The following is an 11,980-nucleotide window of genomic DNA, read 5'->3' on the forward strand; positions in this document are numbered from 1 at the left end:
CATCCGCTGGTACAACACAGACCGCATCTCGTTAACGCTGCAGTGCCTGAGCCCAATGGAATATCGGGCTCAGGCACTGGCTGCGTAGACTCTAATTTACCGAGTCCAACTTTCGGGGCCCAGTTCACCGGACAAACATTCCGGGGATGGGAGCCTTTTACTTGACGGCGGAGGTCTCACTCAGGGAGTGCCAGGTGCGATTGTGGTACACCAAGGGCCGCGATTCGGCGGCGGAGCGGCCGACGTCGCACGGCAGATCAACCTGCAGAACCTGAACGGCCACCACCGTGGAATCTCCGGCCTCCATTTGATTGACAACCCGGCCACGCATCCAGGCGTTGGCCGAGGGTAGATATGGATCGCCGGTGATCAGGCGCGACCAGGTGGAGGTGTCAGCGAATCTGTCGATGCCACTGGTGGAAAAAGTCTTAGCAAGCTTTATCTGATCGGCACCGAGCAAATGAATAACGACCGTTTCGGCGCTCTTAAGCGTCGGGGTCGATGAGGATGCCGAAGACAGTGAGAACACCACCAGCGGCGGGTTGGCCGATACGGAAATGACTGAGGTGGCTGTCAGGCCAACGGGGCCAGCACCAATATCGGCGGTGATGACGGCAACACCTGCGGGGTGATTGCGGAACGCGGATTTGAAGTCGTCAGCACTGAGCATGTCGACAAAGCCGTGGGGGATTGCTGGATCCTGTTCGGCCGTGGCGAGGACTGTTGATTGACGCATGACTTCTCCTTGAATTACGGCTGTGGCCAGGTGCAGCGACGGCCACTACTCATTGCAAATTACCACTTCACCGTATTTGTTGACGATTTTTCAGCCCATGGTGGCTGAAAATGGCTTATATGTTTCGCGAGGTGACATTTTGTTAACAAATAATTTGGTCGATGACGATGTCAAGGGTTTTAGTAGAGAAAGACCATCCCGAGTGGCGCAGAGACCTGGATCAATGACGCCGCAGCAACCAGCCCACTTCCAATAGGCATTGTCAGTGTGGGATGGTGCTCCCGCCAGGATCGATGGAGTTTTTTCATGAGCTTGTCCTTATTACCCACTGCTACACCACTGGACCCTAGCGAGCCTGCGCCTTCAAAGGCCGTCGATGACGGCGCCCGCGTGGACTTTTGGGCCCAGCAGGCCCTCCGACTGGACTGGGCTGAGCAGTGGCACACCACCCACACCTTTGAACCGGCCATTGTTCCCGGCCAGCAGGAGCTCCGCGTCCCCGCCATCGAGTGGTTTGCTGGCGGAAAACTGAACGCAGCCGTGAATTGCGTTGATAGGCATGTCACCGCCGGCAAGGGCGAAAAGGTGGCACTGTATTTCGAAGGCGAGCCCGGAGACCGCCGCTCCATCACTTACCGTGAACTGCAAGACGAGGTTTGCCGTGCCGCGAATGCGCTGGAGGCGCTGGGCATTGGCAAGGGTGACAGGGTAGTCATCTACCTGCCCGTCATCGCCGAAACCATCATTATCACCTTGGCGGTGGCCCGCATCGGCGCCATCCACTCCCTCGTCTTCGGGGGATTCTCCGCCGAGGCGCTGAAATTCCGCGTCGAAGATACCCGGGCCAAGCTTCTGGTCACCACCGACGGTCAGTTCCGCCGCGGCAAGGCTATCCCCGTGAAAGCTAATGCGGACGAGGCGGTCTCGGGGGAAAACTCCATTGAGCACGTCCTGGTGGTGCGCCGCACGGGCTCGGAAGTTGAGTGGACCGAGGGCAGGGACATTTGGTGGCACGACGCCGTCGGGCAGGCCAGCCCGGAGCACACGGCCGAGTACTTCGACGCCGAGACGCCCATGTTTATCATGTACACCTCCGGCACCACGGGCCAGCCCAAGGGTTTGGTCCACACCACCGGCGGCTACCTGACGCAGGCCTCCTACAGCCACGAATTCCTGTTCAGCAACCCCGATCCGGCCCTGCGCGACACCGATGTGCACTGGTGCACCGCCGACCTGGCCTGGGTCACGGCCCACACCTACGAAATCTACGGCCCGCTCTCCAACGGCGTCACTCAGGTCATTTTCGAGGGCACCCCCAACACCCCGCATCCCGGGCGCCACTTTGAAATCATCGAACGCTACGGGGTCACCAGCTACTACACGGCACCCACCCTGGTCCGCTCGCTCATGGGCTGGTTCCCTGACGGTGTCCCGGCCCACCACGACCTTTCCTCCATCCGTATGCTGGGCACCGTGGGCGAGGCAGTGAACCCGCAGGCCTGGCACTGGCTGCGCGACCAGCTCGGGGGAGGGACAGTACCCATGGTGGACACTTGGTGGCAGTCCGAGACCGGCGCCACCATCCTCTCCCCGCGGCCCAGTGACACCGGCTTTAAGGCCGGTTGCGCCTCTCGCGCCCTGCCCGGGGTGAGCGTGCGCATAGTGGACGACGCCGGAGCTGATGTCGGGCGCGATGAGCAGGGTTTCATTGTGGTTGACGGTACTGGTCCGGCCATGGCCCGGACGGTGTGGGGCAACCCGCAACGCTACCTGGACTCGTACTGGCGCAAGTTCGCTCAGCAGGGCTACTTCCTGGCAGGCGATGGTGCCCGTTACGACGCCGGTCATGTCTGGATTTTGGGCCGCGTCGATGACGTGATCAACATTTCCGGCCACCGGCTCTCCACCATCGAGATTGAATCGGCGCTGGTGTCCCACCCCGCCGTGGTCGAGGCTGGCGTCACCCCGGTGACGGACGCGTTGACCGGACACGCCGTCGTCGCGTTTGTGGTGCTGCAAAGTAGTTGCCAAAACAGTCCATCCGAGGTGGAAGCGCAATTGCGGGCCCACGTGGCACACATGATCGGACCGATCGCCAAACCTTCCGCCGTCGTCGTTGTGCCGGATGTTCCCAAGACCCGCTCCGGGAAGATCATGCGTCGGCTGCTCACCCAAATGTTTGAGGGGACCCCGTTGGGGGACACCACCTCGCTGCAGAACGAAGAATCTCTGGCGGGCATTATTGCCGCTGTTGCACAGTACAAAACAAAGGAACTCTCATGAGCCACACACCGGAAAATGTCGCAGACCTCTCCACCCCGCTGAAATTTGCCTATTGGGTTCCCAATGTTTCCGGCGGCCTGGTGGTCAGCACGATTGAGCAGCGCACCGACTGGAGCTTTGAGTACAACAAGAAGCTGGCCCAGATTGCCGAGAACAGCGGTTTTGAATATGCGCTGACGCAGACCCGCTACGCGGCCTCCTACGGCGCCGATCAGCAGCACGAAGCCACCAGTTTCTCCCTCGCCTTGCTTGGCGCCACCGAACGGTTGAAGGTCATTGCCGCCGTCCATCCGGGCATGTGGCACCCCGGCGTACTCGCCAAGTTCATGATCACCGCCGATCACCTCTCCAACGGCCGTGCCGCCGTGAACATCGTCTCCGGTTGGCTCAAGGACGAGTTCGTCAACTTTGGCCTTGACTGGCTGGAGCATGACGAACGCTACGTGCGCACGGAGGAGTTCATTCGGGTGCTGCGCGGGCTGTGGACCGAGAAGGAATTCTCCCAGGCTGGTAAGTACTACAACGTCAACGAGTTCACACTCAAGCCGGCCCCCGTGGACGTGCCCGGGCGCGCCCACCCGGAGATCTTCTTTGGCGGGAACTCCACAGCAGCGCAGGCCACCGCCGGCCGCGTCGCCGACTGGTACTTCTCCAACGGCCGCACCCTGGAGGGCTACACCGAAAACGTCAACGGCGTCCTGGCAGCAGCCGCCGAGTCCGGGCGTAAGCCGCGCTTTGGCCTGAACGGCTTCGTCATTGCCCGGGACACGGAAAAAGAAGCCCGAGACACGCTGCGCGAGATCGTGGAAAAGGCGCACCGCCCCGCCGTCGAAGGCTTCGCCGCTGCCGTCAAGGAGGCCGGCGCATCCACCAAGGACGGCAAGGGCATGTGGGCTGACTCCTCCATCGAGGACCTGATCCAGTAAAACGACGGCTTCAAGACCCAGCTGATCGGTACGCCGGAACAGGTCGCCACCCGCATCGTGGAATACAAGAAACGCGGCGTGAACCTGCTGTTGACCGGATACCTGCACTTCCAAGAGGAAGTGGCAGCATTTGGCAGGGACGTCATGCCCATTGTTCGCGAACTGGAGGCCGATCTGGCCCGGGCGAACGGCACAGAGCTGGACCTTTCCCTGCTGCCCGAAACGAACTTCGAGAAGGTGTCCGTCTAATGGCCGAGCACTCCTTCGGTTTCCGCACCCGCGCACTGCACGCCGGCGGCACACCCGACGCCGAGCATGGTGCCCGCGCCGTTCCGATCTACCAGACCACCTCGTTTGTGTTCAAGAGCACCGACGACGCCGCCAACCTGTTTGCGCTGCAAAAGTACGGCAACATCTACTCACGCATCGGCAACCCCACCGTGGCAGCCTTCGAGGAGCGCATCGCCTCCCTGGAGGGTGGCATCGGGGCTGTGGCGACGTCGTCGGGCATGGCTGCCGAGTTCATCACCTTCGCGGCATTGGCCGGGGCAGGTGACCACATTGTGGCGTCCTCCAAGCTGTACGGCGGCACCATTACCCAGCTGGATGTGACCCTGCGACGCTTTGGGGTGAACACCACGTTCGTCGACTCCAACGACCCTGCGGACTTTGCCGCTGCGATCCGGGAGAACACCAAGGCCGTCTACACGGAAATCGTGGCCAACCCCTCCGGCGACATCGCCGATTTGGAGGGGCTCGCTGCTGTGGCCCACAACGCCGGCGTCCCGCTCGTGGTGGACGCCACCCTCAGCACGCCGTATTTGATCCGCCCGATTGAGTTCGGTGCCGACATTGTGATTCACTCCGCCACCAAGTTCCTGGGCGGGCACGGCACAACCCTCGGTGGCGTCGTGGTCGAATCGGGCCAGTTCAACTGGGGCAACGGCAAGTTCCCCGCCATGACCGAACCCGTCGCTTCCTACGGCGACGTTTCCTGGTGGGGCAACTTTGGCGAATACGGCTTCCTGACCAAGCTGCGTTCGGAGCAGTTGCGCGACATTGGTCCGGCGCTGTCCGCCCAATCGGCCTTCCAGCTGTTGCAGGGAGTGGAGACACTGCCGCAGCGCATGGATGAACACCTGCGCAACGCCGCGGCCGTGGCTGCCTGGCTTGAGGCCGACGAGCGAGTCTCGTGGGTTAAATTCGCCGGACTGCCCAGCCACCCTGATTTTGAGCGTGGGCAGCGGTACCTGCCCAAGGGCGTTGGCTCCGTGTTCGCCTTCGGTGTTCGCGGTGGCCGGGCGGCGGGCAAGGTCTTCATCGACTCCCTCCAGTTGGCCAGTCATTTGGCCAACATTGGTGACTCACGCACCCTGGTCCTGCACCCGGCGTCGACCACGCACCAGCAGCTCTCCGCCGATCAGCTCGACGCGGCCGGCGTGCCCGAGGACCTGATCCGGATCTCCGTCGGCCTGGAAGATCTGGCCGACATTCTCTGGGACCTTGACCAGGCGCTCACCGTGGCGCAGTCTCCCGGTGAACCAGCCACAGAAGCCGCAGCTGAGTCCTGCACGATCGGAGCACACGCATGAGCACTGTTGAACGCACCTGGGTGGGCCCCACGGCCCCCGAACGGCTGGCCGTCCTGCACAAAACACAGTCCATCGCGATCGTCGGTGCCTCGGACAAGCCGTCCCGCGCCAGCTACTTCGTTGCCACTTACTTGCTGTCCTCCAGCCGTTACCGGGTCTACTTTGTAAACCCGGTGGCCACGGAGATCTTGGGCCAGCCCGTGTACAAGTCACTGGCCGATTTGCCGGAGGTTCCGGATCTGGTGGATGCGTTCCGTCGGCACGATGACCTTCCCAGTGTTTTGGCGGAGACGATTGCCGTGGGTGCCAAGACGCTGTGGCTGCAGCTGGGGTCCTGGCATGAAGAGGTCGCGGCCCAGGCCGAGGCAGCCGGGCTTGAAGTGGTCATGGACCGTTGCGTGAAGATTGAGCACGCCCGTTTCCATGGGGGGCTGCACCTGGCCGGTTTTGACACCGGCGTCATCTCCTCCAAGCGCCAGGTTCTGGCTTAAGTATCAGTACCTGATCCGTGGCGACCGCTGCACACCACAAGAGGAAGGTCCCCGTCACTGAACTGGGGACCTTCCTCTTGTGGTGGGCCTTGCCGCGGCACGGTGCCCCTCACGGACGCTACCCCGAAGGCTGACCTGGAAGACGTCATCGTCTACCTCGGCCCACACTGCCACCTGGTCCAGTACCCGCTGCGCAAGGGTGAGCTGCTGAACACGGTTGCCGTTTCACGTCGCCGTCGTTTGAGCGTGGCGAGTAGCAGTACGGTGGCGTTGACGAGCTGGAAGGGGCCTACAAGGACTGTATTCCAGCTGTTCGGGAAGCCCTGAAGAACCTGGCAACTGGCATCCGCTGGCCCATGTATGACAAGAACCCGATCGAGAATTGGGTCAGCGGCCGCATGACGTTGATTGGCGAGGCCGCCCACCCCATGCTCCAGCACCTGGCCCAAGGTGCCTGCCAGGCACTTGAAAATGCTGCCGTGTTGCTGGAAGTCACGCAGGCAACCATCTGCACCGACGAAGGCATCGACTCCAGCGCCCGGGAAGATGCCTTCAATGCCTTCAATGCCTTCAATGACTTCAATGACTTCAATGAGGCCAGGGCCGGCCGCACGGCCCGCGTCTGGGGCGAGCCATGGTACGTTTCCGGCCTGGCCTGAACGCTCCGCAACCTGTTGTTCAAGAGTCGCGGCAACGGCAACCACCATTACAACGACTGGCCCTACGGTCAGGAAGGCGACGGTGTCCCGGCGGCGAATGAGCCGGGTAGGGAAGTGTTTGCAGGCTAATTGAGACAAGGAAGTGCCCGCCCCGACATCGAGGCGGGCACTTCTCATCTGATGTTTCTAATCTTCCGTGGGCATGCCATCCGTTGCTTGCGGGGACGTGCAGATCGGGCGAAAACCCTCAATAAGCAGTTGCAGGGCACGTTGGCTCACGGCGGTCGTGCCGCGGTGATCGACGGGTAGCGCGGCCTGGGCCATGGCCGAGATCAACAGTAAATCCTGCTGCTGGAAATCTTCACGAACGGCCTTGGCCGCCTTGGCGCGGGTCACGAGCAGCTCAAGCTGGGCGGTAACCTTCGCTTCCATGGCGTCCAGAGCGGCGATGAGTTCTTCATGCGTGGACCCGCGCGCCCAGCCCGCCCCGCCGATGTAGCCCCCCAAGACAAGTTCACGCATGCCACGGTCATGAAGCAGCTGATATGTGGAACGGCGCAGAAAGTACTCAATGCCATCCCATGGTTCTGCGAAGCCGTTGGCCGTGAGTGCAAACTTTTCACCGTCCGCCATATGGTCTCGGTAAACGTCCAGGATCAAGATGTCCTTGTCCTTGTACCTGCGGTACAGTGTGGCCACTCCCACGCCTGCCGCTCTGGCGATGTCGGCTAGTGGCACGCCCAGTCCGTTGCGTGCAAAAAGTTCATGAGCCGCCAGGCGCAGGTGATCGTCACGAGAGCTGGAAACTTCAGCTGCGGCTTCCGGATGCGGTGCGGGACCTGCCGGGACGGCAGCATCCTGGTGAGGGCGTCCCGTGGAGGATTCGTGGTTTTCGCGAGGTGGAAGCTGTTTCATGCGGTGGGTGCTTTCGGTGATGGCATGGGGCTTATGTTGTCAATTCAAGTGTAGCGTGAAATTAAACACGCCGGAATAGCTATTCCGCAGGGTATAGACTCTAAGGAATAGCTGTTCTGCTTGTTCAGCTTCATCATTCGCAAAAGGCAATAGGTATATGAGTACTGCTACAAAAATGGAAGAGTCAAGCCGGGGCATCCGCGCGGGTTCTGATCCCCGGACCGTCCCGGAAGTTCCCGATTCCGGCAGGTCTGCCCTGCGCTGGTGGTCAATGCTGGCCATCGGCATGTCCCAGCTCATGGTGGTTCTGGATGCCACCATCATGAACGTGGCGCTGCCAAGCGCACAGCTCGAGCTGAACTTCTCTGATTCACTTCGCCCCTGGGTCATTACGGCCTACGCACTGTCCTTCGGCGGCCTGTTGCTCATGGGTGGCCGCATTGCCGACCTGATGGGCCGCAAACAGATCTTCCTCATCGGCCTGGTGGGCTTTGCCGTGGCTTCCGCTCTTGGCGGTGCCGCACCGAGCTTCGCCATACTGCTGGCAGCGCGCGTTTTGCAGGGCATCTTTGCGGCGCTCTTGGCGCCTGCAGCACTGTCCTTGCTCACTACGACGTTCATTGATCCTGCAGAACGTGGCAAGGCGTTTGGCATTTACGGCGCCCTGGCCGGTGCCGGCGGTGCTGTTGGCCTTCTGCTTGGAGGTGTCCTCACCGAATTCATGACGTGGCGATGGACTCTCTACGTAAACATTGCCTTTGCTGCTGTTGCCTTTGTTGTTGGTGTCATTGCCATTGCCCCGACCGTGCGTGAGCGCGGGATCAAGCTGGATGTTCCTGGGGCAATCTTCGCAACGTTGGGCTTCTTTGCCCTCGTTTTTGGTTTCACCAATGCGGAAGAACATGGTTTCGGCAGCATTGGCACGTGGGGCTGCCTGGGCATCGGCGTAGTCCTCGTGGTTGTTTTTGTCATGCTTCAGCGGCGTGGAAAATCCCCGCTGCTCCCGCTGCACATTGTGGTTCACCGAGATCGAGGTGCTTCCATGCTGGCGATTTTTGTTGCCGGTGCCGTGATTTTTGGTGTGAACTTGTACCTGGTCTATTACCTGCAGATTGTTCTTGGCTTTACCCCGTTGCAGACCGGCTTGGCCGTGTTGCCGCTGTGTCTGGGGATCATGATTTCAGCGATGCTGTCGACCTCGGTGCTCATGGCGCGGCTCGGAGCCAAGGTATTGGTGCCAGCCGGCATGACAATCTCCGCTCTAGGTTCGCTTCTGCTAGCGTTTGCCAACGCCGACAGCAGCTACACCCTGCATGTGGCGGTGCCCATGTTCATCGTGGCCATCGGTCTCGGTGCCATTATTTCCTCGGCGCTGAGCGTTGGCACTCTCGGGGTCGACCCACACCATGCCGGGGCGGCATCGGCAGCCGTGAACGCTTCCCAGCAGCTAGGTGGCTCCATCGGCCTTGCCGTGTTGAACACTCTCGTCGCAGGGGCAACCATCTCCGCGATCGATTCTGGCGAGGGTCACCTTGACTCCCTCGTCAGTGGCTACTCCGGAGCCTACGTGGCCTGCGCTGTCCTGCTGGTGATCGGCGCGGTGGTGACTGCACTCATGTACCGCCGCCGCGAGCATACGGCTGTTTCCACGGGCCAGACAGCCGTCCACATGTAGTGGACTGGCCTGAACGCCACCGAAGTAAGGAGGACGCCCTGGCTGCCGCGCACAAGCGGCTGGCAGGGCGTCCTTTTTGACGTTGCCGAATTTCTTGAAACCTTCATGGCTGCGCGCCATCGTGCACTAGTGATGTGTCAATGCTTGTCACGAGTCGCCACAAATCATTGCCCGGTCTCCAGCTCGCGGCGGGAAGAGCCCTCGGGGTTATAGATCGAATGAAATCGCAGGTCCGCAACCCGCATCAGCTGCCGTTAGGAACTCGAAAGGCCATATACGGGTCCGCTTGCCGACAGTTTGGCGGGTGCATGAGGCATCGCTCGGAGCATGGCAAGACTCCAGCCCCAGGTAATCCTCGAATGCAGCGGCCCCGACCCAGTCAACCGGTCAAGCGAAACTGAGACACGTCACCTGTGACTTCACGGACTGAGAAGCTGCTACGACCGCCATGCTCAAGCGTCTCGACGGCGTGTGACGAGGACAGGAGCTATGCGTCAGTTTGCGACGAGAGCTCCTTGACGCCATCGAGGTAATCCTGGAGTCGCGCTAAGGACTCTCCTTTATCGTCGCCAAATTTGGCCAGAAGCCCGGTGACCAGTAATAGCCACGAAAGCACGCTGGGTCCGAACTTTCCCTTGAACGCCGGTGAAAAGCGAATTGTCTCTGTGAGTCGGTAGCCAGCATCAACGGGTTCAATGGTCATTCGAACACGCTGTCGAATCCCACGCTGTTTGCCGTGAAAATCCATGGTTGACTCGGGAACGTAGTTCGTAATCGTCCACGTGACCACGTCGAAGTCACATTCCTCGCCATGGTGTTCGCTCCAGCTATTTCCTGCTTCGAGCGCGAAATGTTTATTCGCAAAAAATGTGGTCTTGTGTTCCACATACTCAGCTGATATTGCAGGGTCAACGAAGGAAGCCCAAAGGGTCTCTGGCCTTCCTAAAAAATATCCTGAATTACTGAACGAGCTATATCCCACCGTTTCTCCTCAGCGGTAGAGCTGGTAGTAGACAAACCAAAAATTGAGTGCCCATTACTGGGGCGAATAGCCCCTGAACCGATTGTAAGCGTTCACGAGGAACGCCTGATGGAACATGAAAAACGGTGAGCGGGGCTTCTCTGTCTAGAAGAAACAGAGGCCACCCTCGGCGTATGCCCACTGAGCTAGCTAACTGCTTGCTCGACGTCGCTCAACGACCGCAGTGGCCAGACATGAACCTCGTAGCCAGCCTGGTGCAGTCGCTCCACCTCTTGGGAAGTGAGGCCCTCGAAACCACTGTAGAAAGTGCTGGCACCAACGGCTTCAAGAATGCCGTCCAGGCCACCTTCGTGCTGCTGGGTGTCAGCGTAACGGCTGACGATGAGACCGCCGGGCACCGAGAGCGCATGCTGGCGGCGCAAGGACAGCGCCTCGGTCTGGAAGCTGGTGAACCTAATGCCTGCTGCGTCTGCAGGCCGGCTAAGGACCAGTTCGGCCAAGGTCGCGACTGCGCCGGGGTCTTTGATTTCGACGTGAAGTTCAACACTGGTTGCGTCCACGACTTCGCTGAAGGTCAGTGTTGGCTGTCCGGAATCCAGCAGGACGGTGCGTAGTTGCCCAAGATCGAGTTCGAGGACCGGAGTGTCGGTTATCGGGCCAGGTTCGCCGGCCACCCGTGCAGGGTGGCGTCGTGCAAGACGATGGGGACGCCGTCGCGCGGGATGCGAATGTCCAGTTCGAGCTCCGTGGCTCCGCTGCGCTCGGCGAGCAGGAACGATGCGATGCTGTTTTCAGGTGCGTGGGTCGCGGTGCCGGAGCCCTCACGGACGGCCGCCACGGTCTGGTCAAGTTTGGCCACGAGGGTGTACGTCACCCAGAGGCAGCGAAATGCTAGTCGCCTTAGTGCGACTCCGCTCAGGACCAAGGCAACCATTGGCTATGTTCTCAGTCACACCGCGACCTGTTGGGGGTGAATGGTCGCATAGGCTGAGACGGTTGTCTCAATGAGGAGGCAGCCGGACAACCATCAAAGAAAGCAATGGCGCATGAACTTTGAATCCAATTCTCTGACCCTGAAAATCTGGGACCGCTCCACGATCGAGCACACCTTGGAAACGGCTATTTCCCACGTTTCCACCAAGGCCAACGCACCGAGAGACCTGGTGAAGGTCACGCGAAGCGGGCCCAATCTATTCACCGTAAGCGTGACCGGAGCGTAACCGGTGACTCGCTGACCCATCTCAGCCAAATCCCGGCTTGTGAACGACGACGGAGATGGGAATCCTCAAGCGTCGTTGGTGGGAGCACCTCGCCGAAGAATCATCACGATGTAGTTGTTCCCGCAGGAACTCAATAGTTCCGAATGCTTGCAAGGGCAATCGTCTGGTTCGAATCCCGCCTTGGGCACGCTAGCCCCCGATCACAGGGGGTTAGCGTGTTTCAGCGTTGCCACCGACATCGACCTCGGTACGGCAGGGAGGGAGGCAAACGGTCATTTGGACCGGAAGTCGTTATCCTAAACAGGATCGCGGGATCTCGATTCGGACCCCGTGATCAACGACGATTGGACGCATGGGGGCCTTGACGGCGTCGCGGGAGGCGTTCATGGTTGGAGGTGTTGAGAATATCCACTCCATTCAACGGAGGAACTATGACAACTCCCAAGCAGCCCATTCCCGGAGCTCCGTCGATCGAGCCGCTGTCGTTTGAGGAGCCTGCGG

General features: G+C 60.5%; 11 protein-coding genes and 2 pseudogenes. 8 read left to right on the forward strand and 5 right to left on the reverse strand.

Annotated features, from left to right (window positions below; all coding sequences use genetic code 11):
- Window position 1: 1 nt before the first annotated feature.
- Complete coding sequence (locus CVS28_RS19245; RefSeq protein WP_279325054.1) at window positions 2-88, forward strand: IS3 family transposase; 87 nt, start codon at window positions 2-4, stop codon at window positions 86-88.
- A gap of 69 nt (window positions 89-157) precedes the next feature.
- Here the strand turns inward: CVS28_RS19245 and CVS28_RS19250 are convergent, their stop codons facing one another.
- Window positions 158-736, reverse strand: a complete 579-nt coding sequence (locus tag CVS28_RS19250; RefSeq protein WP_103467396.1) for a flavin reductase family protein — start codon at window positions 734-736, stop codon at window positions 158-160.
- 306 nt (window positions 737-1,042) lie between these two features.
- Here CVS28_RS19250 and acs point away from each other — a divergent pair, with 306 nt between their 5' ends.
- From acs to CVS28_RS20505, 5 genes and pseudogenes are all read left to right on the forward strand, one after another.
- On the forward strand, window positions 1,043-3,019 hold the full coding sequence (gene acs, locus CVS28_RS19255; RefSeq protein WP_103482508.1) for an acetate--CoA ligase: 1,977 nt from the start codon (window positions 1,043-1,045) through the stop codon (window positions 3,017-3,019).
- Window positions 3,016-4,194 (forward strand): annotated as a pseudogene (gene sfnG / locus CVS28_RS19260) (dimethylsulfone monooxygenase SfnG). The gene acs and the pseudogene sfnG overlap by 4 nt, the downstream one beginning before the upstream one ends.
- Entirely contained in the window at window positions 4,194-5,537 is a 1,344-nt protein-coding gene (locus CVS28_RS19265) for an O-acetylhomoserine aminocarboxypropyltransferase/cysteine synthase family protein (RefSeq protein WP_103482509.1), read from the forward strand. Before sfnG ends, CVS28_RS19265 begins: the two are co-directional and overlap by 1 nt.
- Window positions 5,534-6,028, forward strand: coding sequence for a CoA-binding protein (locus tag CVS28_RS19270; protein ID WP_103482510.1), 495 nt, complete (start codon window positions 5,534-5,536; stop codon window positions 6,026-6,028). The genes CVS28_RS19265 and CVS28_RS19270 overlap by 4 nt, the downstream gene beginning before the upstream one ends.
- 93 nt (window positions 6,029-6,121) lie before the next feature.
- Window positions 6,122-6,816, forward strand: a pseudogene (locus tag CVS28_RS20505) (FAD-dependent monooxygenase); the annotation flags it as partial.
- A 57-nt stretch (window positions 6,817-6,873) separates the two neighbouring features.
- Here the strand turns inward: CVS28_RS20505 and CVS28_RS19280 are convergent.
- Entirely contained in the window at window positions 6,874-7,602 is a 729-nt protein-coding gene (locus CVS28_RS19280; protein WP_103482511.1) for a TetR/AcrR family transcriptional regulator, read from the reverse strand.
- Between the two features lie 157 nt (window positions 7,603-7,759).
- Here CVS28_RS19280 and CVS28_RS19285 point away from each other — a divergent pair, with 157 nt between their 5' ends.
- Window positions 7,760-9,277 (forward strand): MFS transporter, encoded by a 1,518-nt coding sequence (locus CVS28_RS19285; protein WP_207767575.1) that lies wholly within the window; start codon window positions 7,760-7,762, stop codon window positions 9,275-9,277.
- Window positions 9,278-9,764: 487 nt separating this feature from the next.
- Here the strand turns inward: CVS28_RS19285 and CVS28_RS19290 are convergent, their stop codons facing one another.
- From CVS28_RS19290 to CVS28_RS19300, 3 genes are all read right to left on the reverse strand, one after another.
- On the reverse strand, window positions 9,765-10,163 hold the full coding sequence (locus tag CVS28_RS19290) for a hypothetical protein (protein ID WP_103467403.1): 399 nt from the start codon (window positions 10,161-10,163) through the stop codon (window positions 9,765-9,767).
- A gap of 281 nt (window positions 10,164-10,444) precedes the next feature.
- Window positions 10,445-10,933 (reverse strand): glycerophosphodiester phosphodiesterase, encoded by a 489-nt coding sequence (locus CVS28_RS19295; protein ID WP_103482512.1) that lies wholly within the window; start codon window positions 10,931-10,933, stop codon window positions 10,445-10,447.
- Entirely contained in the window at window positions 10,909-11,133 is a 225-nt protein-coding gene (locus tag CVS28_RS19300) for a glycerophosphodiester phosphodiesterase family protein (protein ID WP_207767576.1), read from the reverse strand. Before CVS28_RS19300 ends, CVS28_RS19295 begins: the two co-directional genes overlap by 25 nt.
- A gap of 172 nt (window positions 11,134-11,305) precedes the next feature.
- On the opposite strand from CVS28_RS19300, the gene CVS28_RS19860 reads away from it, so the two are divergent.
- The gene (locus tag CVS28_RS19860) at window positions 11,306-11,479 is read left to right on the forward strand and encodes a hypothetical protein (RefSeq protein ID WP_165788218.1); all 174 of its coding nucleotides are present in this window, start codon (window positions 11,306-11,308) and stop codon (window positions 11,477-11,479) included.
- The last annotated feature ends 501 nt before the right edge of the window (window positions 11,480-11,980 follow it).

Source organism: Arthrobacter glacialis (assembly GCF_002909415.1).
Taxonomy (GTDB): domain Bacteria; phylum Actinomycetota; class Actinomycetes; order Actinomycetales; family Micrococcaceae; genus Specibacter; species Specibacter glacialis.

Bases quoted from the DNA above. Each gene is read 5' to 3' on its own strand.
- CVS28_RS19250 (WP_103467396.1), bottom strand. From the start codon at position 736: ATGCGTCAATCAACAGTCCTCGCCACGGCCGAACAGGATCCAGCAATC.
- acs (WP_103482508.1), top strand. From the start codon at position 1,043: ATGAGCTTGTCCTTATTACCCACTGCTACACCACTGGACCCTAGCGAG.
- CVS28_RS19265 (WP_103482509.1), top strand. From the start codon at position 4,194: ATGGCCGAGCACTCCTTCGGTTTCCGCACCCGCGCACTGCACGCCGGC.
- CVS28_RS19270 (WP_103482510.1), top strand. From the start codon at position 5,534: ATGAGCACTGTTGAACGCACCTGGGTGGGCCCCACGGCCCCCGAACGG.
- CVS28_RS19280 (WP_103482511.1), bottom strand. From the start codon at position 7,602: ATGAAACAGCTTCCACCTCGCGAAAACCACGAATCCTCCACGGGACGC.
- CVS28_RS19285 (WP_207767575.1), top strand. From the start codon at position 7,760: ATGAGTACTGCTACAAAAATGGAAGAGTCAAGCCGGGGCATCCGCGCG.
- CVS28_RS19860 (WP_165788218.1), top strand. From the start codon at position 11,306: ATGAACTTTGAATCCAATTCTCTGACCCTGAAAATCTGGGACCGCTCC.